The sequence below is a fragment of the Phyllobacterium calauticae genome (assembly GCF_019991125.1).
GTDB classification, from domain to species: domain Bacteria; phylum Pseudomonadota; class Alphaproteobacteria; order Rhizobiales; family Rhizobiaceae; genus Phyllobacterium; species Phyllobacterium calauticae.
Window position 1 is genome coordinate 644,195 of the sequence record NZ_JAGENB010000003.1, and the last position, 25,506, is coordinate 669,700.

The 25,506-nt window shown below is 60.3% G+C and carries 28 protein-coding genes; 17 read left to right on the forward strand and 11 right to left on the reverse strand.

What is annotated here, in order from left to right; genetic code table 11:
* Positions 1-8: 8 nt before the first annotated feature.
* A complete protein-coding gene (hrcA, locus tag J1W56_RS15050) occupies positions 9-1,079 on the reverse strand; it encodes a heat-inducible transcriptional repressor HrcA (protein ID WP_223614051.1) in 1,071 nt (356 codons plus the stop codon).
* A 137-nt stretch (positions 1,080-1,216) separates the two neighbouring features.
* On the opposite strand from hrcA, the gene rph reads away from it, so the two are divergent.
* The 6 genes from rph to J1W56_RS15080 are packed head-to-tail and all read left to right on the forward strand — an operon-like array spanning position 1,217 to position 5,437.
* The gene (gene rph, locus J1W56_RS15055; protein ID WP_223614052.1) at positions 1,217-1,933 is read left to right on the forward strand and encodes a ribonuclease PH; all 717 of its coding nucleotides are present in this window, start codon (positions 1,217-1,219) and stop codon (positions 1,931-1,933) included.
* Positions 1,934-1,945: 12 nt separating this feature from the next.
* Complete coding sequence (locus J1W56_RS15060; RefSeq protein WP_223614053.1) at positions 1,946-2,353, forward strand: VOC family protein; 408 nt, start codon at positions 1,946-1,948, stop codon at positions 2,351-2,353.
* Positions 2,350-2,994: an RdgB/HAM1 family non-canonical purine NTP pyrophosphatase gene (gene rdgB, locus J1W56_RS15065; protein WP_223614054.1), complete on the forward strand. Its 645-nt coding sequence runs from the start codon at positions 2,350-2,352 to the stop codon at positions 2,992-2,994. Before J1W56_RS15060 ends, rdgB begins: the two co-directional genes overlap by 4 nt.
* The gene (gene hemW / locus J1W56_RS15070) at positions 2,994-4,166 is read left to right on the forward strand and encodes a radical SAM family heme chaperone HemW (protein ID WP_223614055.1); all 1,173 of its coding nucleotides are present in this window, start codon (positions 2,994-2,996) and stop codon (positions 4,164-4,166) included. The genes rdgB and hemW overlap by 1 nt, the downstream gene beginning before the upstream one ends.
* A 9-nt stretch (positions 4,167-4,175) precedes the next feature.
* Complete coding sequence (gene rsmI / locus J1W56_RS15075; RefSeq protein ID WP_223614056.1) at positions 4,176-5,075, forward strand: 16S rRNA (cytidine(1402)-2'-O)-methyltransferase; 900 nt, start codon at positions 4,176-4,178, stop codon at positions 5,073-5,075.
* Positions 5,072-5,437: a YraN family protein gene (locus J1W56_RS15080; RefSeq protein ID WP_223614057.1), complete on the forward strand. Its 366-nt coding sequence runs from the start codon at positions 5,072-5,074 to the stop codon at positions 5,435-5,437. Before rsmI ends, J1W56_RS15080 begins: the two co-directional genes overlap by 4 nt.
* Here J1W56_RS15080 and J1W56_RS15085 read toward each other — a convergent pair.
* A complete protein-coding gene (locus J1W56_RS15085) occupies positions 5,434-5,646 on the reverse strand; it encodes a helix-turn-helix domain-containing protein (RefSeq protein ID WP_105734015.1) in 213 nt (70 codons plus the stop codon). The two genes, J1W56_RS15080 and J1W56_RS15085, sit on opposite strands and share 4 nt — an antisense overlap.
* 10 nt (positions 5,647-5,656) lie before the next feature.
* On the reverse strand, positions 5,657-6,238 hold the full coding sequence (locus J1W56_RS15090; RefSeq protein ID WP_223614058.1) for a DUF2975 domain-containing protein: 582 nt from the start codon (positions 6,236-6,238) through the stop codon (positions 5,657-5,659).
* Between the two features lie 105 nt (positions 6,239-6,343).
* Here J1W56_RS15090 and J1W56_RS15095 point away from each other — a divergent pair, with 105 nt between their 5' ends.
* From J1W56_RS15095 to J1W56_RS15125, 7 genes are all read left to right on the forward strand, one after another.
* Complete coding sequence (locus J1W56_RS15095) at positions 6,344-6,742, forward strand: chlorophyllide reductase (RefSeq protein ID WP_223614059.1); 399 nt, start codon at positions 6,344-6,346, stop codon at positions 6,740-6,742.
* A 122-nt stretch (positions 6,743-6,864) separates the two neighbouring features.
* On the forward strand, positions 6,865-7,560 hold the full coding sequence (locus tag J1W56_RS15100) for a methyltransferase family protein (RefSeq protein ID WP_223614060.1): 696 nt from the start codon (positions 6,865-6,867) through the stop codon (positions 7,558-7,560).
* 294 nt (positions 7,561-7,854) lie between these two features.
* On the forward strand, positions 7,855-9,309 hold the full coding sequence (gene cysG / locus J1W56_RS15105; RefSeq protein ID WP_223614061.1) for a siroheme synthase CysG: 1,455 nt from the start codon (positions 7,855-7,857) through the stop codon (positions 9,307-9,309).
* Positions 9,310-9,327: 18 nt separating this feature from the next.
* A complete protein-coding gene (locus tag J1W56_RS15110; RefSeq protein WP_223614062.1) occupies positions 9,328-9,642 on the forward strand; it encodes a DUF2849 domain-containing protein in 315 nt (104 codons plus the stop codon).
* Positions 9,643-9,665: 23 nt separating this feature from the next.
* The gene (locus J1W56_RS15115) at positions 9,666-11,336 is read left to right on the forward strand and encodes a nitrite/sulfite reductase (protein WP_223614063.1); all 1,671 of its coding nucleotides are present in this window, start codon (positions 9,666-9,668) and stop codon (positions 11,334-11,336) included.
* The gene (locus J1W56_RS15120; protein ID WP_404928149.1) at positions 11,329-12,081 is read left to right on the forward strand and encodes a phosphoadenylyl-sulfate reductase; all 753 of its coding nucleotides are present in this window, start codon (positions 11,329-11,331) and stop codon (positions 12,079-12,081) included. Before J1W56_RS15115 ends, J1W56_RS15120 begins: the two co-directional genes overlap by 8 nt.
* 5 nt (positions 12,082-12,086) lie before the next feature.
* Positions 12,087-12,620: a DUF934 domain-containing protein gene (locus tag J1W56_RS15125; protein ID WP_223614155.1), complete on the forward strand. Its 534-nt coding sequence runs from the start codon at positions 12,087-12,089 to the stop codon at positions 12,618-12,620.
* Positions 12,621-12,623: 3 nt separating this feature from the next.
* Here the strand turns inward: J1W56_RS15125 and J1W56_RS15130 are convergent, their stop codons facing one another.
* Both J1W56_RS15130 and J1W56_RS15135 read right to left on the reverse strand, forming a co-directional pair.
* Positions 12,624-13,184, reverse strand: a complete 561-nt coding sequence (locus J1W56_RS15130; RefSeq protein ID WP_223614064.1) for a L,D-transpeptidase — start codon at positions 13,182-13,184, stop codon at positions 12,624-12,626.
* A 155-nt stretch (positions 13,185-13,339) separates the two neighbouring features.
* Positions 13,340-14,278, reverse strand: coding sequence for a nucleoside hydrolase (locus J1W56_RS15135; protein ID WP_223614065.1), 939 nt, complete (start codon positions 14,276-14,278; stop codon positions 13,340-13,342).
* Between the two features lie 112 nt (positions 14,279-14,390).
* On the opposite strand from J1W56_RS15135, the gene J1W56_RS15140 reads away from it, so the two are divergent.
* Together J1W56_RS15140 and J1W56_RS15145 are read left to right on the forward strand one after the other, a co-directional pair.
* The gene (locus J1W56_RS15140) at positions 14,391-14,813 is read left to right on the forward strand and encodes an Hsp20 family protein (protein ID WP_223614066.1); all 423 of its coding nucleotides are present in this window, start codon (positions 14,391-14,393) and stop codon (positions 14,811-14,813) included.
* A gap of 44 nt (positions 14,814-14,857) precedes the next feature.
* Positions 14,858-15,127: a BQ00720 family protein gene (locus tag J1W56_RS15145; protein ID WP_105734008.1), complete on the forward strand. Its 270-nt coding sequence runs from the start codon at positions 14,858-14,860 to the stop codon at positions 15,125-15,127.
* Positions 15,128-15,254: 127 nt separating this feature from the next.
* Here the strand turns inward: J1W56_RS15145 and pncB are convergent, their stop codons facing one another.
* The gene (gene pncB / locus J1W56_RS15150; protein ID WP_223614068.1) at positions 15,255-16,562 is read right to left on the reverse strand and encodes a nicotinate phosphoribosyltransferase; all 1,308 of its coding nucleotides are present in this window, start codon (positions 16,560-16,562) and stop codon (positions 15,255-15,257) included.
* Between the two features lie 279 nt (positions 16,563-16,841).
* Here pncB and J1W56_RS15155 point away from each other — a divergent pair, with 279 nt between their 5' ends.
* Together J1W56_RS15155 and J1W56_RS15160 are read left to right on the forward strand one after the other, a co-directional pair.
* Positions 16,842-18,011 carry an efflux RND transporter periplasmic adaptor subunit gene (locus J1W56_RS15155; protein WP_223614069.1) on the forward strand — a complete coding sequence of 390 codons (1,170 nt, stop codon included), beginning with the start codon at positions 16,842-16,844 and terminating at the stop codon, positions 18,009-18,011.
* Positions 18,012-18,019: 8 nt separating this feature from the next.
* Positions 18,020-21,157: an efflux RND transporter permease subunit gene (locus J1W56_RS15160; RefSeq protein ID WP_223614070.1), complete on the forward strand. Its 3,138-nt coding sequence runs from the start codon at positions 18,020-18,022 to the stop codon at positions 21,155-21,157.
* 59 nt (positions 21,158-21,216) lie between these two features.
* Here the strand turns inward: J1W56_RS15160 and J1W56_RS15165 are convergent, their stop codons facing one another.
* The 5 genes from J1W56_RS15165 to J1W56_RS15185 are packed head-to-tail and all read right to left on the reverse strand — an operon-like array spanning position 21,217 to position 25,474.
* On the reverse strand, positions 21,217-22,203 hold the full coding sequence (locus tag J1W56_RS15165) for an ABC transporter substrate-binding protein (protein WP_223614071.1): 987 nt from the start codon (positions 22,201-22,203) through the stop codon (positions 21,217-21,219).
* A gap of 27 nt (positions 22,204-22,230) precedes the next feature.
* Positions 22,231-23,340, reverse strand: a complete 1,110-nt coding sequence (locus J1W56_RS15170; protein ID WP_223614072.1) for an ABC transporter permease — start codon at positions 23,338-23,340, stop codon at positions 22,231-22,233.
* The gene (locus J1W56_RS15175) at positions 23,337-24,212 is read right to left on the reverse strand and encodes an ABC transporter permease (RefSeq protein WP_223614073.1); all 876 of its coding nucleotides are present in this window, start codon (positions 24,210-24,212) and stop codon (positions 23,337-23,339) included. Before J1W56_RS15175 ends, J1W56_RS15170 begins: the two co-directional genes overlap by 4 nt.
* A complete protein-coding gene (locus tag J1W56_RS15180) occupies positions 24,209-24,667 on the reverse strand; it encodes a GNAT family N-acetyltransferase (protein WP_223614074.1) in 459 nt (152 codons plus the stop codon). The genes J1W56_RS15175 and J1W56_RS15180 overlap by 4 nt, the downstream gene beginning before the upstream one ends.
* 12 nt (positions 24,668-24,679) lie before the next feature.
* On the reverse strand, positions 24,680-25,474 hold the full coding sequence (locus tag J1W56_RS15185) for an ABC transporter ATP-binding protein (RefSeq protein ID WP_374042731.1): 795 nt from the start codon (positions 25,472-25,474) through the stop codon (positions 24,680-24,682).
* Positions 25,475-25,506: the final 32 nt, after the last annotated feature.

Genomic DNA, 25,506 nt, shown 5'->3' on the forward strand with positions numbered 1-25,506 from the left:
CCTTCGCTCTATCGCAACAGTCGTGAGACCAGCTGCGCCGTATAGTCGACCATCGGAACAATGCGCGCATAGTTCAGCCGGGTTGGGCCGATAACGCCGAGGGCACCAATGACCCGTTGTTCCGAGTCGCGGTAAGGCGCAATCACCAGAGATGAGCCGGAAAGCGAAAACAGCTTGTTCTCGGAGCCGATGAAAATGCGCACGCCCGATCCCGCTTCGGCCAGATCGAGCAGTTGTATCGTGCCTTCCTTGGTCTCGAGATCATCGAACAGATGGCGCAGCCGGTCGAGATCCGCTTCGGCGCTGATGGAATCCAGAAGGTTCCCGCGTCCGCGCACGATGAGCCGCGGCGGTTGGCCGCCACCCGTGCCGCCCCAGACTGCAAGTCCCTGCTCGACCAGGTGTTGCGACAGGACATCGAGCGCCTGCTGGGTTTCGTCCTTCAAGCGGGCAATTTCCACGCGTGCTTCGGTGATGGTGCGGCCCTGAATATGCGCATTGAGGAAATTCGATGCTTCGATCAATTGCGATGGCGTCACGCCGGGCGGCAGGTCGATCACCCGGTTTTCAATGTCGCCGCTCTGGGTCACCAGCACCGCCAGCGCCTTGGTGGGTTCCAGCCGCACAAACTCGATGTGCTTGAGTGCGCCTTCCGCTTTGGTTGCAAGCACAAGTCCGGCGCCGCGCGACATGCCCGACAGGATCTGGCTGGCCTGCGTCAGCATGTTCTCGCTCGACTGGGCGTCGCCGCCCGCCCGCACCTGCGCCTCGATGGAATTGCGCTCGTCGGAGGAAAGGTCGCCCACTTCCATGAAGGCATCGACAAAGAACCGCAGGCCCAATTGTGTCGGCAGCCGTCCCGCCGACACGTGCGGCGCGTAGACAAGGCCGAGATGCTCGAGATCGCTCATGACATTGCGGATGGTCGCCGGGGAAAGCGTCACGGGCAGGATGCGCGACAGATTGCGCGATCCCACCGGTTCGCCGTCACCGAGATAGCTCTCGACGATGCGCCGGAAAATATCCCGTGACCGCTGGTCGAGGGATTGCAATGGTTCGGGAGTAACTGCCTTGTTCATTCTGTGCGACGCCCTTGTTCTCTGCCAGGGAATATAGGCGTTGTCGGTCCAATCATCAAAGCTTTTGCTTCATGGTTCCATTTAAGCGTCCGTTGCTCTAAAAGGCCGGACAACCATATTTTTCAAGAGGTCATTCCATGCGTCCTTCCAAACGAGCCCCAGACGAAATGCGCGCCATTTCCTTCGAGCGCGGCGTTTCCAAACATGCTGAAGGCTCGTGCCTGGTCAAGTTTGGCGATACACACGTCCTGTGCACCGCCAGCCTTGAGGAAAAGGTGCCGGGCTGGATGCGCAACACCGGCAAAGGCTGGGTAACGGCGGAATACGGCATGCTGCCGCGTTCGACCGGCGATCGCATGCGCCGCGAGGCTTCATCCGGCAAGCAGGGCGGCCGCACTTTGGAAATCCAGCGGCTGATCGCCCGTTCGCTGCGTGCCGTCGTGGACCTGCAGGCGCTGGGCGAAGTGCAGATCACCGTGGACTGCGATGTCATTCAGGCGGATGGCGGCACCCGGACGGCAGCCATCACCGGCGGCTGGGTCGCCTTGCACGAATGCCTGCGCTGGATGGAAACACGCCAGATGCTCAAGGTCGAAAAGGTATTGAAGGACCATGTTGCGGCGATTTCCTGCGGCATCTCCGACGGCACGCCCGTGATTGATCTCGATTATGCCGAGGATTCAACGGCACAGACCGATGCCAACTTCGTCATGACCGGCAAAGGTGGTATCGTCGAAGTGCAGGGAACGGCGGAAGGCGAGCCATTCTCGCAGGACGAGCTGCTGGCCTTGATGGGGCTTGCCCGCAACGGCATCACCCGGCTGGTTTCCCTGCAGAAAATGGCGGTCTCGTAAGCGGAAAGCACCATGCAGCCATCGGGTATTCTGGAAACAGCACTCTATGTGACCGATATCGACGTGGCTGCACGGTTCTATGCCGATATACTCGGACTGGACGTCATCCTGCGGGCGGGCAATGAATCGGTGTTTTTCCGGTGCGGCGCCGGTGTCCTGATCCTGTTCGATGCGGAAAAGCTGAGGGAAAGGCCCAAGGGCGGTCTTCCCATCCCGGCCCATGGTGCCAAGGGGCCGGGCCATGTCTGTTTTCGCGCAACGCGGGATGAAATTTCCGGCTGGAAGTCCCATCTTGAGGCCAACGGCATTGCCATTGAAAGTGAATTTGACTGGCCCAATGGTGCCCGCTCCCTGTATTTCCGCGATCCGTCCGGAAACTCGATTGAATTTGCCGAACCGGCTTTATGGAACCTGACATGAGAACACTCGAAAAAGGCAAACTGCTCGTTGCCAGTCACAACAAGGGCAAGATCCAGGAAATGATCGATCTGCTCGGCCCCTTCGGTTTCGAAGTGGTGTCGGCGGGCGACCTCGGTCTGCCGGAACCGGATGAAACCGGCACCACATTCGAAGAGAACGCCTACATCAAGGCTTTCGCGGCGGCCAAGGCGACCGGCCTTGTCGCGCTGTCCGATGATTCCGGCCTCTGTGTCGATGCGCTGGATGGCGACCCCGGCGTTTACACCGCCAACTGGGCGGAACTGCCGGATGGCAAGCGGGATTTCGCCCATGGGATGCAAAAGGTTGAAACCGCGCTGCAGGAACGGGGCATCACGGACGCCAGGGATCGCGGCGGCCGCTTCGTTTCCGTGATCTGCCTCGCCTGGCCCGACGGTGAAGCCAACTATTATCGCGGCGAAGTGGAAGGCGAGATCGTCTGGCCGCCGCGCGGCACTGCCGGTTTCGGTTTTGATCCGGTGTTCAAGCCGCAAGGCCATGATGCGACCTTCGGGGAAATGACCGCCGAGCAGAAACATGGCTGGAAGCCCGGCGAAGCCGATGCGCTATCGCATCGTGCACGGGCTTTTCAGCATTTTGCCCGCGATTGTCTGGGGGCCTGATGACCCCATTGCTGCGCGGCCAGGAGAACGAAGGGGGCTTTGGCGTTTACGTCCACTGGCCCTTCTGCATGGCCAAGTGCCCCTATTGTGATTTCAATTCGCATGTCCGTCACCAGCCGGTGGACCAGCCGCGGTTTACCGCGGCCTTCGCCCGTGAAATGGCGACCATGCGCGAGCGCACCGGTCCGCGCACGATTTCAAGTATCTTTCTCGGCGGCGGTACGCCGTCTTTGATGGAGCCGGAGACTGTCGGGTCGGTGCTCAATGAAATCGCCAGGCACTGGTCCGTGCCTGACAATATCGAGATCACGCTGGAAGCCAATCCGACCAGTGTCGAGGCCAACCGTTTTCGCGGCTACCGGGCGGCAGGCGTCAATCGCGTCTCGCTGGGCGTGCAGGCATTGAACGATCCTGACCTGCGGCGGCTTGGACGCATGCACAATGTCGAGGAAGCCCTGGTGGCAATCGGTCTGGCGCGCGATATTTTTCCGCGCCTGTCCTTCGATCTGATCTATGCCCGGCCTGACCAGAGCATCGTAGCATGGCGGGAAGAGCTCAACCGCGCCATCTCCTACGCCGCCGATCACCTGTCGCTCTATCAATTGACGATCGAGGAAGGCACGCCCTTCTACCAGTTGTGGAAAGCCGGCAAACTGATAACGCCCGATGGCGATCACGCGGCAGCGCTTTATGCGGAAACGCAGGATGTCACGGGCCGGCGCGGCTTGCCGGCCTATGAGATTTCCAACCACGCGGCGCCCGGCGCCGAATCCCAGCACAATCTCGTCTACTGGCGCTATGGCGAATATGTCGGCGTCGGGCCCGGCGCCCACGGCCGCTTTATCGAGAACGGCAAGCGTGCGGTCACCATTACTGAACGTCATCCGGAGACATGGGTCAGCAAGGTCGAGAGTGACGGCCATGGTGTCGTGGAAGAAGAACTGTTGACCGGGGAGCAGGAAGGCGATGAATTCCTGCTGATGGGCCTGCGGCTCGTCGAAGGCATCGATCTTGCCCGTTACGAACGTCTGACCGGCCATAGCGTCAAGGAGAAGCGCGTGATTTCCTTGGCCGAACAGGGCCTGATCGAATATATCGGCAACAGCCGCATCCGCACGACGCCCGAAGGCGCCATAGTTCTGAATGCGGTCATTGCCGATCTGGCAGCGTGAGGGTGCGACGTGTCTGACGGGGAAGCCAGGGAACGGGACTATCAGATCGGCAACACGGCGTTTCGTGCCCGGCCGCTTGAGCCGGCGCTTTACATCGTCGCCACACCCATCGGCAATCTTGGCGATATGACGCTGCGCGGCATCGAAACGCTCGCGGCAGCCGATGTGATCGCCTGCGAGGATACCCGCGTCAGTCGGGTTCTTCTGGACAGATACGGCATTTCCCGCCGTCCCTATGCCTATCATGAACACAATGCCGGGGAAGCCGGGCCCAAACTGATCGAAGCCCTGCTTGCCGGGAAAAGCGTAGCGCTTGTATCGGATGCTGGGACCCCGCTGGTCTCCGATCCGGGCGGGCGCCTCGTGCCGGAAGCCAAGGCAGCCGGTATCCGCGTGGTGCCCATTCCCGGTGCATCCTCTGTTCTGGCCGCACTGACGGCCTCGGGTCTGTTTACCGACAGCTTTTACTTCGCCGGATTTCTGTCGTCGAAACAGGGGCAGCGCCGGTCGAAACTTGAATCGCTGAAGACGCTGGATGCCGCGCTGGTGTTCTTTGAATCGCCCAATCGTGCCGCCGCCACGTTGGCGGACATGGTCGAGGTGTTCGGCCCGAAACGGCAGGCATCGCTGTGCCGCGAACTGACCAAGACCTACGAGACCGTGGTTACCCTGCCGCTGGCGGAACTGGCGGCGGAATTTGATGGCGAGGACCGCATCCGCGGCGAGGTGGTTCTTGTTGTCGGGCCGCCCGAGGGCGATCAGAACATTGCCCGTACTGACGATGATGTCGATGCATTGCTGCGTGCGCTTGTCCTTGAAATGTCGCCGGCCAAGGCGGCGGGAGAAGCATCGCGCATGACGGGCCGGCCGAAGGGTGAACTCTACCAGCGGTTGCTTGCAATGAAATGACAGGCGCGGGCGAGCGACACAGGGCCTACAGGCGCGGTCACTTCGCCGAGTATCTCGCTGCTCTTGCCCTGATGCTGAAAGGTTTTCGCATTGTCGAGCGGCGCTACCGGACCAGACTTGGCGAGATCGACCTCATTGCCCGGCGCGGCGATCTTGTTCTCATCGTTGAAGTGAAAGCCCGCCGAACCCTTGAACAGGCGATGGATGCGGTGACCTGGACAGCCATGAAGCGCATCGAATCGGCGGCCGATCTGTGGCTCGCCCGTCAACCCGACTATGCGAACCTGTCATTGCGGTATGATCTCGTGGCGATTGTGCCTTGGCGCTGGCCGGTGCACGTGCCGGCCCTTTTCACGGTCTAGCTCTCCTCCTTGTCATACCGCATGAGATCGCCAGGCTGGCAGTCGAGATAGTCGCAGATGCGCTCCAGGGTCTCGAAGCGAATGCCTTTCACCTTGCCCTGTTTCAGCAGGGACAGATTGGCTTCCGTTATCCCGACATGTTCCGCCAGATCCTTGGATTTCACGTTGCGTTCGGCCAGCATGACATTGAGCCTGACTTTGATGGGCATGGGCTTATCCTCAGACGAATTGGGCATTTTCATCGGCTATCGCGATGGCTTCCCGCATCACCCAGGCAATGACGATGATGGTTCCGGCAAACAGCAATCCGAGCCACATGTCCGAACTGATGCCGATGGACAGTGCGCGTTGCCCGGCCGGGTTGTTCCAGCTCAGGATGAGCGAGAGGGCTGCATAGGCGAAGGGCTGGAGGAGTGTCGATACAAAGACCGCTATTGCGAAAGCGCGTAGGCTGCCGACAGTTTCGGCCGTGAAAAACTGCTGTTTGGCAAAGCCGTTGAAGCACCGTTGGGCCTGCCTTAATCCCCAGATCAACGCTGCCAGTGGCAGCATCGAGACGAGAAAAGCAAGAAGACGGGTCGGGAAACCAAGATTTTCCACCCCGGTAACCGGTAGCTTGGCCGCTGTCAGGATATCGGCTGGCGGCGTCGCAAACCAGTAGTAGAGAGTTCCTGCGGTCAAGATCACCGATGTGGCGAGATACAGGCCCGACATGATTTTACTGAGACGCCGGATACGCTCCGCGCGGTGAGCCGGCATGTGTCCAGTTGTAGGCATATCAAGCGAAGAAAGATTGCTCATGGGGCACCTCTGTGAGTTTTCTTCCTGGATAATAGCAAGAAATTATCGTTTTACAATAATAAATTTTCGAGATACGAATTTCGAACCAGCACAGGAGATTTTGGTATGCCCCTTCTTAGAATGGCCAGCGCATTTTTCATTTCCATAGCTTTCGCCCTTGGGTTGGCAACCGCCTCAATGGCGGCGGCGTCAACCGCCAAGGGGCAGATTTCGGTCACGCAGGTCATGGCGATGCTCGACCAGGCATCGTCCAATCCCACTGCGAGCCAGGTTCTGACCGCCTATCTCGCCGGTGTGGGAGAGACCGCGGCTGTCATCATGGACTTTGCAGCAAAAACGGATGGCTCGCCGCTTGCAGCGTGCGGAACCCGCATCGCTCTCGATGACCAGGCGGTGCGGCGCGCGCTGGAGGCGCAGCCAAAGAGCCGATGGCAGCAGATGGCAGCCACACCGCTGATCGTGCGTGATATGATCAAGCGTGCGGGGTGCGCGCTTGCCGACTGAAGCGGCAGGCACCACGATGGTTGCCGGCAATCGGGTTTCGGCTCTATTCTACCGGATAAGGCCGAAACAGACGGGGTGTCCGATATCCCCGGTCTCGCGTCCCAACCGAAGGAGAGCTGATCATGTCCATGCATCTCTCGCCGCATGACCTGCACAGGAAGGCGTGGGAGGGGCAGGCGAAGGGCATCGTCATCCTTCTGTTGCTGCTCATGCTGCCCGCCTGGTCATTGTCGTTCTGGCAGGGCTGGCTTTTCTGGCTGGTTTTCAGCGCCAGCACGAGCTTCATTTCCTATTACTTTCTCAAACACGATCCCGCCCTTGTCGCAAGACGGTTGAGGGCCGGGGCGGGCGCCGAGCATGAACCGGCGCAGAAGCGCATCCAGACCGTAGCGGCCGTGGTCGGCCTCCTGACCTACATCATGCCGGGGATCGAGCGTCACTTTACCGGGCTGCCCTTGCCCGTCTGGGTAGTTATCCTTGGCAATGCCGCTTTCCTCGCCGGGGCCTGGATTGTCTTTCTTGCATTCCGGGAAAACAGTCATGCCTCCAGCATTATCGAGGTCAAATCGGGGCAGCGGGTCATCGCAACCGGACCCTATGGCATCGTACGGCATCCCATGTATTCCGGCTGCGTGCTGGCCTTCATCGCGTCATCCCTCGCGCTCGGGTCGCTGTGGTCTCTGCCCTTTGCCATCGCGCTGAGCCTGGTGATCGTTGCCCGCCTGCTCGATGAGGAAAAATATCTCAAGGCGAATTTGCCGGGTTACACCGCCTATTGCCAGCAGGTGCGTTACCGTCTTGTTCCGACGCTGTGGTGATGGCCCTTTGCACGACATGCAGAAAGGGCTTGTATTTTCACGTTAACACGATAAAAGTAGTCGTGTATTGGGCCGGTGTTCCTTGAACCGGCGCCGTTTGCTGTTGCCTGTTCCGTCTTGCCGTTCCCGGCAAAGGCTGGGCAGCATTTTCTTGCGATGCCTGGAAAGGGAATCCGCTTGTTCCGGGATTTTCAGAAATTCTATGCTCCGCTGTTCGATTCGGCGCACTTCTGTTCCTTATAAAGAGCGGTCCGATCAACGATAATCCCAGCATTCACCGGGATTGTCTTGCTCATGTCTATCCATGCCAATCAGCTTTCTGTCTTTCCTGCCTTCTTCCGCGTGCGGAATGAAGTGGTTGTGGTTATCGGCGAAGGCGAAGAAGCGCTGAACAAGGCCCGGCTTCTTGCGCAGACGAATGCGCTGATCCGCATTGTTGCTGCCCATCCGGAACACGAGCTGGCCGCGTTCATCCGCGCGGGCCGTCACCAGCATGTCGCGGAAGATTTTTCCCCAAAGCACCTCTCGGGCGCAAAACTGGCCTTTGTTGCCACGGGCGATGAAGCGCGCGACAGTGCCATTGCCGCCGAAGCGCGCCGCCAGCACGTCCCGGTCAATGTGGTCGACCGTCCGGAACTCTGCGATTTCTTCACCCCCGCCATCGTCAACCGTGCGCCGATTGCCATTGCCATTGGTTCGGAAGGCACGGGCCCTGTGCTCAGCCAGATCATTCGCGCCCGTATCGATGCGGCGTTCTCGCCGCGCTTGGGCGATCTTGCCCGTCTCGCCAATGCCTATCGTCCCGCTGTCGAAAAGCTGGTGAAGAAAGGCCTGCCGCGCCGTCTGTTCTGGCGCTCGTTCTTCTCGGGCGATGTGGCCGGCAAGGTCTACAACAACGATCTCGACGGTGCCCGCCAGGCTGCCGGGCTGCTCCTCGACAATCAGGACGAGCCGAAAGGTTATGTCTGGCTGGTCGGCGCGGGTCCTGGCGCCGAGGACTTGCTGACCCTGCGCGCGCACCGCGTTCTCATGGAAGCGGATGTCATCGTCTATGACGCGCTGGTGCCTGAGGCTGTCGTCTCCATGGGCCGCCGCGATGCAGCCCGGCTTTCCGTCGGCAAGCGCAAGGGCTGCCATTCGAAAAGCCAGAGCGAAATCAACGAACTGCTGGTTTCGCTCGGCCGTGAAGGCAAGCGCGTCGTGCGCCTCAAATCCGGCGATCCGCTGGTCTATGGCCGCGCCGGTGAGGAGATGGCCGCGCTGCGGTCCGCCGGTATCCCTTTCGAGATCGTTCCCGGCATCACCTCGGCGTTTGCCGCGGCTGCCGATATGCAATTGCCTCTGACCCTGCGTGGTGTCGCATCCTCCCTTGTGTTCACCACGGGTCATGACATGGCGGGCGAAGTGCTGCCCGATTGGGCGCGCCTCGCCATCTCGGGCGCAACCATTGCGGTTTATATGGGCCGCAGCGTTGCAGCCTCCGTCGCTGAGCGGCTGATGAGCGCCGGCCTGCATGCCGATACCGGCGTGGCCGTGATCGAAAATGCCGGACGTGCGGATCGCCGCATGTTCCATGGCACGCTGCAGGATTTGCCGGCGTTGGAACAGCGCCCCGACCTTGATGGTCCCGTCATGGTGGTCATCGGCGATGCCGTGGCCGGTGCTGCGATCGACAAGGCCGAGCCGCTGGCTATCCGTACCCCAACCTCTCCGGTGGCTGCGCGCCACCTTCAATCCAATGCCGCTTGATTGCGAAGGATGATGATCATGAGTGTTAAAGTTCTCACTGCAAACCGTCTGACCGATGGCGAAGCCGTATGGCTTGGCGCCAATGGCGAATGGCTCGATCACATTGACGGCGCCCTCGTGGCCCGCCACGCGGAAGCGGCGGCGGCACTGGAGGAAGCGGGTAAGGCGGCGATCAAGTCCAACCTTGTCATCGACGTCAATGTCATCGACGTGGAAGAGCGCGGCGAGCATCTTTATCCGGTCCGCCTGCGCGAGCGCATTCGCCAGCTCGGCCCCACCGTCCGTCTCGACCTTGGCAAGCAGGCGGAAAAGCCTGCGGCAAACGCTGCTTAACTGATAATCGAAGGCCCAGCAGAATGTATCGTTACGATGAGTTTGATCACGCGTTTGTTTCCGCCCGCGTTGAACAGTTCAAGGATCAGGTCGAGCGCCGTTTGGCTGGCGAACTGACTGAGGACCAGTTCCGCCCGCTGCGGCTGATGAACGGCGTCTATCTGCAACTGCATGCCTATATGCTGCGCGTTGCCATCCCCTACGGCACATTGTCGTCGCGCCAGATGCGCAAGCTTGCCCACATCGCCCGCACCTATGACCGCGGCTATGGTCACTTCACCACGCGCCAGAACCTCCAGTACAATTGGCCTGCGCTCAAGGACATGCCGAAGGTTCTCGACGAACTTGCCGAAGTCGAGATGCATGCGCTGCAGACGTCAGGCAACTGCATCCGCAATGTGACCGCCGATCACTTTGCCGGCGCAGCCGCCGACGAGGTTGCCGACCCGCGCCCCTACGCGGAAATCCTGCGCCAGTGGTCGTCGATGCATCCTGAGTTCTCCTACCTGCCGCGCAAGTTCAAGATCGCCGTTACCGGCGCAGAACGGGACCGCGCTGCGATCCAGGTACATGATATCGGCCTGCACCTGAAAAAGAACGAAGCGGGCGAGATCGGTTTTGCCGTTTATGTCGGCGGCGGTCAGGGCCGCACGCCCATGGTTGCCAAGAAGATCCGCGACTTCCTGCCCGTCGAGGATCTGCTGACCTATACGACCGCGATCATGCGCGTCTACAATCTCAACGGCCGCCGTGACAACAAGTACAAGGCGCGCATCAAGATTCTCGTGCATGAAACCGGGACGGAAGAACTGACCCGCCAGGTGGAAACCGAATGGCTGGCGTTGAAGAACAGCGACCTGAAGCTGCCGCAGACGGATGTCGATGCCATCGACAGTTACTTCCGTCCGCCGCATCTGCCGCAGCGGCCGGAAGGCTGGTCGGCACTGGCCAGTGCCCGCAAGGCGGATCATGCCTTTGCCGCCTGGGTCGACCAGAACGTGACACCGCACAAGAACCCGGATTACGGCGTCGTGACTATTTCCCTGAAGCCGATCGGCGGCATTCCGGGCGATGCCACCGATGCCCAGATGGATCTGGTTGCCGATATTGCCGAACAGTTCTCCCAGGACGAAATCCGCGTCAGCCACGAGCAGAACCTCATTCTGCCGCATGTGGCGATTGCCGATCTGCGCATCGTTTACGATCTGCTGCTGACCGACAGTCTCGCCACGGCCAATGCCGGGCTGATCACCGACATCATCTCCTGCCCGGGTCTGGATTATTGCGCGCTGGCGACAGCCCGCTCGATCCCGGTTGCCCAGCGCATATCGGAACGCTTTGCCGATCCGGCGCGCCAGGCCGATATCGGCGAACTCAAGTTGAAGATATCGGGCTGCATCAATGCCTGCGGGCATCACCATGTCGGCCATATCGGCATTCTCGGCGTCGAGAAGAAGGGCGAGGAACTCTACCAGATTTCCCTCGGCGGCTCCGGCGACGAGGTCTGCACCATCGGCGATATCACTGGGCGCGGCTTCTCCTCCGAAGAAATCGTCGACGCGATCGAGACCATCGTCGACCGCTATCTCGAAGTCCGGACGGACAAGGAAGAAACCTTCCTTGCGGCTTACCGGCGTCTGGGCGCTGCTCCCTTCAAGGAGGCGCTCTATGGCGAGGCTGCCAATGCTGCTTGAAACCAACGAGATCACCGTGGCGGATGAAGCGCGGGCGCTTGAAGCCCGCTATGGCAATCTCGACCCGGCGCAGATCATCGAACTGGCGATCGGCCAGCTCTTCAAACAGGACATCGCCGTGGTTTCCTCGTTCGGGGCGGAATCCTCGGTGCTTCTGCACCTGATCGCGCAGGTGAATCGCGCCCTGCCGGTGCTGTTTCTCGAGACCGGCAAGCATTTTCCGGCAACGCTGCGCTACCGCGACCAGCTCGTGCACGAGCTCGGCCTGACCGCCGTGCAGGACATTCACCCGCTCAAGCAGAGCCTGAAAGACGAGGATCCTTTCGGGGCGCTGTCCATGACCAACAAGGATCGCTGCTGCTATATCCGCAAGGTCGAGCCGATGGCCCGCGCTGTCGCGCCGTATCGCGCCTGGATGACCGGACGCAAGCAGTTCCAGGCATCGACGCGCACGGCATTGCCGGTGTTCGAGTCCGTCGGCGCGCGCGTGCGCATCAATCCGCTGGCGCGCTGGACGTCTGCCGACCTGAAGGCCTACATGGCCGCCAACCAATTGCCGCCGCACCCGCTCGTCGCTGAAGGCTACCGGTCCATCGGCTGCATGCCCTGCACGTCGCCGGTGAAGGAAGGCGAAGATGACCGCGCCGGCCGCTGGGCAGGCACCGATAAAACCGAATGCGGTATCCACCTGACTGGCCTCACCGACCAGCTGAGCAATATTTCCCTGACGGATTCGAATCTATGAATGACATGTCTGAAAAGCCCGAGAGCCAGCTGTGGGGTCGCGAAGGTTTCCGCGAGGACCCCTATATCACGGCTGAAACGCTGGAGGAGGCAGGCGATGCCCCGGCGGTCATCCTGCCGCTGGCCGTCTGGCTCGGACTTGACGAGGGGGTGCGCAATGCGACCAACCGGCGGATCGGTGTTTCCGTCGCGCCCGGCGAAAGCATCGATCCGCTTCTGCCGTTGCTCGGTTCAATCCCGGTGATTGCGCTGCAGTTTCCGGCTTTCAATGATGGCCGTTCCTATTCGAAGGCCGAGGTTCTGAAGGATCGCCATCAGTTTCAGGGCGAGCTGCGTGCGGTCGGCGATGTGCTGATCGATCAGGTTGCCTACATGCTGCGCACCGGCTTCGATACGCTGAAGGTCACCCACGCGGTGACGCTGACACGCCTCGCCGACCACAACCTGCACGATACGCCGGTTTATTATCAGCCTGGCCGCGGCTCCCACACCAAGGCGGGCACCTACAGCTGGCGCCGCGTGCCGGACACGCGCTCCTGAGCATCAGAGGACGATCACGGGCGTTCCCAGGGGAACGCGGTCGTACAGATCGACCACATGGTCATTGATCATGCGGATGCAACCGTTGGAGACGGCCTTGCCGATCGACGAGGGTTCGGTGGTGCCATGGATGCGGTAATAGGTGTCACGGCCATTGCGGTAGAGGTAGAGCGCGCGGGCACCGAGTGGATTGCCGCCGCCGCCGGCAACCCCTTCCGCGTAACGGGCATATTTTTCCGGCTGGCGTTTGATCATGTTGTCTGTCGGCTGCCAGCGCGGCCATTTGGCTTTGCGGCCGACTTCCGCCGTTCCTGAGAAGGCCCGTCCGGCCCGCCCGACACCGATGCCGTAACGGATGGCTGAATATTCATCCTCGACGAGATAGAGAAAGCGGTTGCGCGGATCGATGATGACGGTTCCGGCCTCTTCATAGGTCGGGTAGTCAACAATCTGCGGCATGTATTCGGGATTGAGGACAAAGGGTTTCCTGGGTTTTGCCGAAGCCACCTGAGGCGCGGCAACGGTCACCATCAATCCGCAGAAGAACGTCCGTCGTGTCAGCATATCGATCCCAATAGGCTTGAGCGCAGCCCTTGCGGGCCTTCCGGTCACGGGACGATTATGCGCGGAAATTGCTGACTGAAGGTTTACGTCGACTCAACTTTTTGTGATGAAACAAGGAGATAGGTCCGGCAGGGGGCTGCCGGACCTGTTTTGGCTCAGGGAAGACGAGCGATGCGTTCGATCAGCAGGTCGAAGAAACCCTCATCGTTCACATCGCGTATATAAAAGGCGTTTTTCGGCCTGTCGGTGACGCCCCACCAGTCGACGACGGTCATGCCGAGGGTAAGGTCCGACGTCGTTTCCACGACGACATTGCAATGCCGCCCCTTGTAAAGGTCCGGCTTCAGGAGATAGGCAATCACGTTCGGATCATGCAGCGGGCCGCCATCGCTGCCATATTTCTCTTCGTCGAACCGCTCGAAGAATTCGAGCAGCTCTGCGGACGCAGCGCCGGACCGGGTTCCCATGGCCCGGAAGCGTTCGATCCGCCGGGCACTCGTCAGCGCCTTGTGCGTCACATCCAGCGGCAGCATCACAATCGGCACACCCGACTTCAGCACGATGTGTGCCGCCTGCGGATCGACATAGATGTTGAATTCGGCGGTCGGGGTGATATTGCCGCCTTCGAAAAAGCCGCCGCCCATCAGTACGATTTCGCGGATGCGCGTGGCGATCTGCGGGGCACGGATCAGGGCCTGCGCAATATTGGTGAGGGGGCCGAGCGGGCACAGCGTCACAGTGCCACTTTCCTGCGTCAGCAAGGTCTCGATGATGAAATCGACCGCATGCTGCTCTTGCAGGGGCATGACAGGTTCAGGCAGGTCCGGACCATCGAGGCCGGTCTTGCCGTGGACGTTTTCAGCGGTGACGAGCGCCCGCATCAGGGGCCGGTCTGCGCCGGCAAAGACCTTCACATCCGGCCGTCCAGCCAGTTCGCAGATCTTTCGGGCATTGGTTTTGGTCAGGTCCAGGGGAACATTGCCGGCAACCGCCGTGATTCCTAGAACGTCCAGTTCCGGGCTTGCCAGTGCCAGAAGGATTGCCAGCGCATCGTCCTGGCCCGGATCCGTGTCAACTATGATTTTCCGCGTCATCTCTTGCTTTCATTCTCTTGAAGTCTGCATCGGGATCGACCATATCAAAGGACGGAAGGGAAATGCCATCTCCGGGTTTCTCTTTTCGGTCGCTTTTCTGAGGACTGCACAGATGACACGAATGACACCGTTTTCAAGCCCTTTGCTGCTTGGTTTCGACACGATGGAAAAGACGCTGGAGCGTATCGCCAAATCCGGTGACGGCTACCCGCCCTACAATATCGAACGCATCCATGGCGATAACGGCCGGGAACAGCTTCGTATCACCCTCGCGGTCGCCGGCTTTTCCAATGACGATCTGGAAGTGACGACTGAAGACAATCAGTTGGTCATCCGCGGCAGGCAGGCCGATGAAAGCGAACGGGAATATCTGCATCGTGGCATTGCCGCGCGCCAGTTCCAGCGCATCTTCGTTCTTGCCGATGGAATGCGCGTGAGTGCTGCCACATTGAAGAATGGGCTTCTGTCGATCGATCTCGACCGTCCGGAACCCGAACGATTGGTCAAACGCATCAACATTGCAGTTCAGGACTGATCGTGGCTCTAACAGGACGGGGCCTTTGGAAGGACTGTCCGAATATGGAGGCTGATATGCAAAACACTGTTTCGAAGAATTTCCTGAGTGAACTGGAATTCTCGCGTCTTGGCGCCGGACAGGTCGCCTATATGCGCAAGGTGAAGACCGACGATCTCGCCACCAGTTTCCCAGCATTGCCGCCGATGACGCCGGGTGTTGAACTCTGGGCGCTCTTTGCCGCCAATGGCGATCCCATCGTGCTTTCCGATGAACGCGACAATATCCTTGTCGGCGCGCAGGAACACGAGCTGCAGACAGTCATGCTGCAGTAACAGCCGTCCGGTCGACGCTGAATTTCCAAAACCCCGCTGGCTTGCCGGCGGGGTTTTATTCATTTCAAACAGATTCAAACAGACAAGCTTGTCGAACCACGCAGGATGGCAATGCAGCTTCTTCTGCTTAAACCTTCACGGCCTGTTCCACCCGGTCTTCCGCTCCGAACAAGCCCAGATAGCGTTTGATTTCGGCCTTGTCGCCGGTTGCCTTCTTCGGGTTGTCCGAAAGCTTGACTGCCGGGCGGCCATTGGCTTCGCTGACCTTGCAGACCAGCGAAATGGCATTGAGCTGATCGTTGAAACGCGGCGCGCAATCCTCGAAATCATTGGTCAGGTTTGTCCCCCAGCCAAAGCTCATGCGCACCTTGCCCTTGAAGTGATGATAGGCCTCTTCGATCGTCTCGACGTCAAGCCCGTCGGAAAACACCAGGAGTTTGCCGCGCGGGTCCTTGCCCCTGGAGCGCCACCAGGACAGGATCTTTTCCCCGCCCTCGATCGGGGGTGCACTGTCCGGGCGGAAACCCGTCCAGTCGGCAACCCAGTCGGGTGCGTCGCGCAGAAAGGCGGCGGTCCCGAAAGCGTCCGGCAGCACGATGAGAAGATTGCCGCCATAGTAGCGGTTCCAGTCCTGCAGCACCTTGTAGGGTGATTTCAGCAGTTCATCGTCCGTGCGGCTGAGGGCGGCCAGAACCATCGGCAGCTCATGCGCATTGGTGCCGAGTGCTTCCAGATCATTGTCCATGGCGAGCAGCACATTGCTCGTGCCGGTAAAGGCTTCGCCGATGCCTTCCTTCAGGGCCTCCACGCACCAGCGCTGCCACAGGAACGAATGGCGGCGGCGCGTGCCGAAATCGGAAATCCGGATATCGGGCAGGGAGCGCAGCCGCTCCACCTTCGTCCACATCTTGGCCTTGGCACGGGCATAGAGCACATCGAGCTCGAAACGCCCCATCTTCTTCATCGCCGCCCGCGAGCGCAGTTCATTGATGATGGCGAGCGCCGGGATTTCCCACATGGTCGTGTACATCCACGGGCCATGGAAATTCAGCTCGTACTGGCCGTCGCGCTTGGTCAGCTCGTATTCCGGCAGCTGGAAATGCGTCAGCCATTCGAGGAAGTCCGGTTCAAAGATCTGCTTCTTGCCGTAGAAGGTGTTACCGCCGAGCCAGATCATTTCCTTCTTGGAAAAACGGATCGTGCGGGCATGGTCCAATTGCGCGCGCAGCTCTTTCTCGTCGATCTCGTCGCCCAGCCGCACACGCGTGGTACGGTTGATCAGCGTGAAGGTTGCGTCGACCTTGGGATAGACCCCCCAGATCATCTGCAGCATCAGCAATTTATAAAAATCCGTATCCAGCAGGCTGCGGACAATGGGGTCGAGTTTCCACGTGTGATTGAACACGCGGCGTGCAATGTCGGTCTTCGTCGCCATTGAATGCTCTCCTTCCGGAATTTCCGCCCGCCATGTTGCACGGCAGCAACCGCCCATCAAGCAGAACCGGGCATAACCGGCTAAATTCTGCAGTCAAACGGACGCGGGCATTTGCATTAAATCTTTGTAACCTCACCGTTTTGTCATTAACGGCGACATCAAAGCGCTTTATTCTTGTCGGTAAACAACCTTTCGCGCCGGGATGCGCATTGGGATACAATCAAAAATACGGTGGTGCTGGCTCCGCGGATAGCGGAACCGGCCTTTTTGGAGTGACGTATGAAAGTCTGGAAACAACTTGTACTGGTTGTCGCTATCCTCGCCGTTGCCGGCGCGGGATGGCTGTATTTCTTTCCGGGCGCGTCCAATCTCCTGAAAAAAGCCGGTGTCGACAAGGTTCTGACCACAGCAAAGGAACCAGCGGCACCCAATGGCCAGGGACGGAGCGGACAGGCCGTTCCGATCGTGGTTGTGCGGGCCGCCGATGCGGCCAAGATCAATGACAAGCTGTCGGCTATTGGCACCGGCAAGGCAAAGAGCTCCGTTTCCGTCACACCGTTCGCCGCCGGACGCATGACGGAAATCCTGGTCACCTCAGGTACCAGGGTTGAAGCCGGCGACGTGATTGCCCGGCTTGATTCCGAGGCGGAAAGCATCGCCGCCGACAAGGCGCGCACGATGCTGAAGGATGCCCAGACCAAGCTGAAGCGTGCGGAAAACCTCAGCACAACCAATACCGTTTCCGCCGTGCAGGTGTCCGATGCCGGACTGGCGGTCGACAATGCCGGTCTCGATGTGCGCGAGGCCGAACTCGCGCTGGATCGCCGCGCGGTCAAGGCGCCGATTGGCGGTATCGTCGGCATTCTTCCCGTGAGTGCCGGCAACTACATCACCACGACGACACAGATCGCGACGATCGCCGATCGCAGCGAAGTGCTGGTGGACTTCTGGGTGCCGGAACGCTTTGCCCCGGCCATCAAGGTCGGCGCAGCCGTCACGGCCACCTCCGTTGCCCGGCCGGGCGAGACGTTCAAGGGCACGATCAACGCCATCGACAATCGCATCGATCCCGACAGCCGCACCCTGCAGGTGCAGGCGAGGATCACCAATCCGAATGATGCCCTGCGCGAAGGCATGGCCTTTCAGGTGAACATGGGATTTGCCGGAGAGACCTATCCGACGGTCGATCCGCTGGCGATCCAGTGGGGCACGGACGGCGCCTATATCTGGAAGATTGCGGACAACAAGGCGCAGCGCGTTCCCGTCCGCATCATGCAGCGCAATGCCGCCTATGTTCTCGTCAACGCCGAGATCAAACCGGGTGACCTCATTGTCGCGGAAGGTGTGCAGGCCGTTCGCCAGGGCGGTGCCGTCCAGATCAAGGGCCAGCCTGCCAACCAGACGGATTCCGGCACACGACCGCTGGCTTCCGTCGGCGAAAAGGGCTGAGGTGCGGCGTGAGCAATTCACACGGACAGGCCAACTCCAATTTCACCGCTCTTTTCATCCGTCGCCCGGTGCTGGCGCTGGTGCTCAATGCCCTGATCGTCGTTGCCGGGCTTGCCGCCTTCTATGGCGTCGACGTGCGCGAACTGCCGGATGTCGACCGGCCCGTGGTGACGGTAACGACGACATTCCAGGCCGCCGCTGCCGAGACGGTTGACCGCGAGCTGACCGCGGCGATTGAAGGCGCGGTGTCCCGCGTTTCCGGGGTCAAATCCATTTCCTCCAGCTCGTCCTTCGGGACCAGCCGTGTCACCGTGGAGTTCAATGACGGTGTCGATCTGAACGTTGCCGCCGCCGATATGCGCGATGCCATCAGCCGCATCACCAACACCTTGCCGGAGCAGGCCGACCCGCCGCAGATCGTCAAGGCGGATGCCAATGCCGACGCGGTAATGCGCCTTGCCGTCACCTCGACCACGATGGCCGTCGAAGACATGACCGTTCTGGTCGAAGACCAGATCAAGGACGTGCTTGCATCGGTGCCCGGTGTCGCGGATGTGCAAATCAACGGCAACCGCAGCAAGATTTTCCGTATCGATATCGATCAGGGCAAACTGGCAAGCCTCGGGTTGACGGTTGCCAATGTCCGCACGGCCCTCAATACGATGGCGTTCGATACGCCCGCCGGTCAGATCAACAGCAGTGCACAGAGCATCGTCGTCCGCGCCACCGCGCCGGTGTCGACGCCGGAGGATTTCGAAAACATCATCATCAAGGATCGCACCAAGATCCGGGATGTCGCAACCGTCACGCTCGGTCCCGATATCGGCACATCGACGCTGCGCGCCAATGGCAAGACCGGCATTGGTCTTGGCATCATCCGCCAAGCGCAGTCCAACACACTCGATATCTCCAAAGGCGTCCGGACGGCTATCGGTCAATTGCAAAAAACCTTGCCGGAAGGCGTCGATATCCGCGTAACCAGTGACGATGCCGATTTCATCAACGGTGCCGTGCACGAGGTTGAAATCGCGCTGGGCGCCTCGGTCTTCATCATCATCCTGATCATCTATCTCTTCCTGTGGGATCTGCGTGCGACGCTGATCCCTGCGGTGTCGATGCCGGTCGCCCTGATCGGAACCATCTCGGCGATCTATCTCGCCGGGTTCTCGATCAACATCCTGACGCTGCTGGCGCTGGTGCTGGCGACGGGTCTCGTGGTGGACGATGCCATTGTCGTGCTCGAAAATATCGTCCGGCGCCGCAACCAGGGCATGGGGCCGCGCGCCGCTGCCGTGCTTGGCACGCAGGAGGTGTTTTTCGCGGTCATCGCAACGACGGTGACGCTGGCGGCGGTGTTCGTGCCGCTCTCGTTCCTGCCCGGACAGACCGGTGGTCTCTTCCGCGAATTCGGCTTCGTGCTGGCAATCTGCGTGCTGCTCTCGGCCGTCGTCGCGCTCACGCTCTGTCCGATGCTGGCCTCGCGCCTGCTCTCGGCAAGCGAAGCCAAGCACGAGGATATCAACCATTCGCCGGGCCTTGTCCGGCGGGTGGGCGGCTGGTTCCTCGAAGCCTATCGCCGCATGCTGCACGGATGTCTGGCCGCGCCATGGCTCGTGGTCCTGGCATCGCTGCTGTTTGCCGGGGCAGCCTTCGGCGCCTTTTCGCTGCTTAAACAGGAATTGACGCCGACCGAGGACCGCGCTTCGGCCTTCCTGCGCATCACGGCGCCGCAGGGCGTCAGCCTTGAATATCTCAACGACCAGATGCGCCAGATCGAGACGCTGATCCAGCCGATGCGCGATTCCGGTGAAATCCAGAACACGTTTTCCATCGCCGGACAGAACGGCAACACCAATCGCGGTTTCATGGTGCTCAGCCTTGCCACATGGAAGGAACGTCACCGGAGCCAGCAGGAAATTCTCGCCGACGTGTCCAAGCGCGTGCGCAATATTCCCGGCATCCAGGTCTTTGCCGCCCAGCCCAATTCGCTCGGCATTCGCGGCGCGGGCAACGGCCTGCAGTTCGCCATTGTCGGGACCAATTACGCCGACCTCGGAACGGCCGCCGCCAAGATCGTGTCGGCGCTGGAAAAGGACAAACGCTTTGACCGGCCGCGCCTGACCAATGAACCGACGCAGCCGCAGCTCTCCGTGTCCATCGATCGCGAGCGTGCATCCGATCTCGGCATCGAGATCACCGGTCTCGCCGAGGCGCTGCAATCGGTGCTGGATGGCTACAAGATCGGTTCGGTCTATATCGAGGATCGCAGTTTCGATGTGAAGCTGGTTTCGACGACCAATCCGATCAATGATCCGACGGATCTCGAAAACGTCTTCATGCGCACCAGCGATGGACGCTTCGTGCCGATGTCGACCATTGCCAAGCTGACGGAAGTCGCCGTGCCGCCCGCATTGACGCGTGAGCAGCAGATGCGGTCCGTCGCTATCACGGCCGCCCTTAGCCCTGACTTTGCATTGGGTGATGCCTACAAAGTAGCTCAGGAAGTAGCGGCACCATTGCTTCCTCCGGGTTATCGCCTCATTCCACTCGCCGAGGCTGCAACCCTTGGCGAGAATTCAGCCAGTATGTTCGTCACCTTCGGTTTCGCCATCCTGATCATCCTGCTTGTTCTGGCGGCGCAGTTCGAAAGTTTCATCAGTGCTGTTATCGTCATGGCTACGGTTCCGCTCGGCTTGGCTTGCGCGGTCTTTGCCATGATCCTCACAGGCACCAGCATGAATGTGTACAGCCAGATCGGACTGGTGCTTCTTGTCGGCATCATGGCCAAGAACGGCATTCTGATCGTGGAATTTGCCAATCATCTGCGCGATCAGGGTCGGAATGTACGGCAGGCGATCGAGGAAGCAGCCAATATTCGTCTGCGCCCTGTCGTCATGACCATGCTCTGCGCCATTCTTGGCGGTGTTCCGCTGGTTCTCGCCAGTGGTGCCGGTGCCGAGGCGCGTATTGCGCTTGGCTGGGTCATCGTCGGTGGTCTTGGGCTTGCCACGGCTTCGACGCTGTTCCTGACGCCGGTTGCCTATCTGCTGCTCGCCGGATTCTCCAAGCCGAAAGCGGAAGAAGAAGCGCGACTGGAACGGGAGTTGCTGGAAGTGGTGTCACAGCCGCCATTGCCTGCCGAATAGGATTCACCAAACAAAAGGCGGGGATTGCTCCCCGCCTTGTTCATTCCGGCTGCGAATCGTTATTTCGCTGCATCCGTGACCTTCGTTGTCCAAGCGCCTTCCGGTTTCTTGGTGATGACCGGATCGGAGCCGCCGCCGAGGAGTGTCTCCACGGTGCGCTCGGCCGCTGCCACATCGAGAACGCCGGTGGAGCCTTCTGTCAGCTTGTTGATTTCTGCCACCATGCGCTTCTGGTGCTTTTCGGTCTGCGCGCCGCTCGCATCGTTTTCAAGCACGATGTTGGCCGCTTCATCCGGATGCTGCCGGGCATAGTCCCAGCCCTTCATTGACGCCTTGACGAAGCGGGCAAGCTTTTCCACCATCTTCGGGTCATCGAGGCTCTTCTGCAGCACGTAAAGACCGTCTTCGAGCGTGGCGACCTTCTCGTCCTCATACTTGAACGTGACCAGCTGATCGGCGGGAATGCCGGCATCGATCACCTGCCAATATTCATTGTAGGTCATGGTCGAGATGCAGTCCGCCTGCTTCTGGATCAGCGGATCGACATTGAAGCCCTGCTTGAGGACGGTGACGCCATTCGGGCCGCCATCGGTCTTGAGGCCGAGGTGGTTCATCCACGACAGGAACGGATATTCATTGCCGCCGAACCAGACGCCGAGGGTCTTGCCCTTGAAATCCTGCGGCTTGGTGATGCCGGTCTCCTTGCGGCAGGTCAGCATCATGCCGGAGCGCTTGAACGGCTGGGCGATATTAACGAGCGGCAGGCCCTTTTCGCGCGTGGCGAGGGCAGACGGCATCCAGTCGACGACCACGTCGGCGCCGCCGCCGGCGATCACCTGCGGCGGGGCAACGTCAGGTCCGCCCGGCTTGATTTCCACGTCGAGATTGGCCTCCTTGTAGAAACCCTTGTCCTTGGCGACATAATAGCCGGCGAACTGGCCTTGCGTGACCCATTTGAGCTGCAGGGTCAGCTTGTCGGCCGCCAGCGCCGAGCCCGCCATCAGCGTCATCGCCAGACCCATCGTCAATGCTATCGTCTTCTTCATGTTTCAGTTCTCCTCTGTTCTTGTTTTTTAAGTTCTGTAGGAAGGGTGCCAGAAAGTAACCGCCCGCTCGATGAGGGTAATAAGCCCGTAAGACAGCGAGCCCGCAAGCGCCGCGACAAAAATTTCCGCCCACACCATATCGACATTCATGCGGCCCACTTCCGCCGATATGCGGAAGCCCATGCCGACAATGGGCGAGCCGAAGAATTCGGCAACGATGGCGCCGATGAGGGCCAACGTCGAATTGATCTTCAGCGCGTTGAAGATGAAGGGCATGGCGGCGGGCAGGCGCAGCTTCAAAAGAGTCTGTCCGTAGCTGGAGCCATAGGTCTGCATCAGGTCGCGTTCCATCGCGCCGGATGCGGCAAGTCCGGCCACGGTATTCACCAGCATGGGAAAGAAGGTCATGATGACGACCACGGCGGCCTTCGATTCCCAGTAGGAACCGAACCACATGACCATGATCGGCGCGATGCCGACAACGGGAAGGGCGGCCACAAGATTACCGATGGGCAGCAGTCCCCGGCGCAGGAAAGGCACCCGGTCGACAATGATGGCGGCAAGGAAACCCGAACCGCAACCGATGACGTAACCGGCAATGGCGGCCTTCAGATAGGTCTGCTGAAAATCCGCCCAAAGCGTCGGCACGGAACCGGAAATGCGCTCGGCGATCATGGATGGCGGCGGCAGCAGAATGCTTGGTACGCCAAAGCCGCGGACAATGATTTCCCACAGGAGCAGCAGCCACGCACCGAACAGCACCGGCAGGGCGAGATTGACCAGCCGCTGGGCCTGCGGCGAAGTGAGTTTCAGGCCGGCCAGATTCTGCACGCTGAACCAGGCAAGCAGCCAGGATGAGATCACCATGCACCAGTAGCCGAGCGACGGTCCCGGCGGCTGCGGCATCGCGTGGAGCAGTCCGATGAGGCAGAAGGCGACCACATGGACAAGCGCGAGAACGACGATCAGCGATGGTATCGATACGCTCGTGAACATGGCAACGGCAGCGGCAACGAACAGGATGACCGGGGTCGAATAGGTGAGGGTGTCGAGAACGTCGCCGCCGGACGATATCAGCAATCCGGGGACGGCGAGCAGGAAGGCGGCAATGGCCAGCGGGGAGCGGGATAGTCTCATGGCCGTACTCCCATGCGCCGGTTGACGAGCGTGGCCACCAGCCCGATCAGGCTGACCAGAATGGCCGCCATCAGCGCCGCCGCGATCAATGCGGCCCAGATCTGCACCGTCTGGCCATAATAGGAGCCGGCCAGGAGCCGCGCACCGATGCCCGCGACCGCACCGGTCGGCAGTTCACCGACAATGGCGCCAACCAGGCTGATGGCGACGGCAATCTTCATCGAGGTGAAGAGGTAGGGCATGGACGCCGGCCAGCGCAGCTTCCAGAACACCTGCGCCTTCGAGGCGTTATAGGTGTGCATCAGGTCGAGATGCATGATCTCGGGTGAGCGCAGGCCCTTGACCATGCCGACGGCAACAGGAAAGAACGACAGATAGGTGGAGATCATCGCCTTAGGCAGGAGCCCGGTGATATTGACCGCATTGAGCACCACGATGATCATTGGCGCAATGGCAAGGATGGGCACGGTCTGCGACGTGATGATCCATGGCATCAGGCTTTTGTCGAGCGTGCGCGAATGGACAATGGCAATGGCAAGCAGGATGCCGAGCAGCGTGCCAAGCCCGAAACCCAGCAAGGTCGAGGACAGGGTGACGCCGCCGTGATAAACGAGACTGCGCTTCGATGTCGGGCTGATATCGAACACGGTCTTGCGGATTTCCTCGGCCACCTGATGCGGCGCGGGCAGGACCGGGCGCTCCTGCGCCATCGTGTTGGCGATCAGTTGGCCGGTCGCGATCGTTGTATTGGCGCGTGCAGCCTGATCCCGTTCGAACGGCGCATTGAGGATAATGGCGAAGGCATACCACAGCGCCAGAATGGCGAGGAGAACGGTCCCAACGGGGACAACGCTGTTGCGGATGAAGTTCATGAATGCATCCCCGCTTCAGGCTGCCAGCGGTACAGAATATCCGGCAAATGTTCCTCATTGTCGCCATCGGTGCGGCGCACTTCGGTGAAGCCTTCGCGCCTGTAGAAGGACTGGGCACCAGTGTTCGCCACAAAGGTCCAAAGCTCCACCGGTCCCGTGGCCTGCCGCTTGGCGTGATCCAGCAGCGCCTTGCCGATGCCCCTGCCGCGCCGGTCGGCATGCACGTAGAGTGCATTGACCATGTTGTCAGGCGCGAGCGCAACCATGCCGGCCACCGCGTCATGGTCATCGGCGACAAAGACTTCGTATCTGGAAAAGACGGTATCGCAATAATAGTCCGTGACGTCGTCCGCCGAATGAATGCACGGCATCCATTCCGTCGCGTCGATCCACGCATTGACGATAGCCGCGCAGTCGGACATGTCACGCAGTTTGGCAGCGCGGATCGTGGTCATCATGCGCCCCGGCTACTCATCATAGGAATGGCCATGGCGCAGGCCCTCGCGCACCCGGTGGGCAATCTCGAGAAATTCCGGCGTCTCGCGGATATCGAGCGTGCGTTCCGTGCCGAGATTGCAGTCGATGATCTCATGTATACGGCCGGGACGCGGGCTCATCACCACGATCTTTGTCGACAGGAACACCGCTTCCGGAATGGAGTGCGTGACGAAGATCACCGTCTTCTGTGTCTTGGCCCACAGCTTCAGCAGCTCTTCGTTGAGGTGGTCGCGGACGATCTCGTCCAGCGCACCGAACGGTTCGTCCATCAGCAGCATGTCGGGATCGAAGGACAGCGCCCGCGCTATGGAGGCGCGCTGCTGCATGCCGCCCGACAGCTGCCACGGAAATTTTTTCTCGAAACCGGCAAGGTTGACCAGCTCAAGGTTTTTGGCGATGCGGCTCGCCCGTTCGGCTTTTGGCACGCCCATCACTTCCAGCGGCAGGGAAATATTGCCGCCGATGGTGCGCCATGGATAAAGCGCCGCTGCCTGGAACACGTAGCCATAAGCGCGATTCTGCCGCGCTTCGGATGGCGTCATGCCATTGACGGAAATGGTCCCGGATGTCGGCTGCTCCAGATCGGCGATCACCCGCAGGAGGGTGGTCTTGCCGCAGCCCGAGGGCCCGATGAAGGAAACGAACTCGCCGCCATTGACCGCAAGGTTGATGTTCGACAGGGCATTGACCGGCCCGTCATTGGTCTGGAAGACCAGCGACAGGTCCTTGACGTCGATCACATTCTTTGGCGTCGCGTTTGGCATTGACTGGGCCTTGGGTCGGAGCGCGACGACTG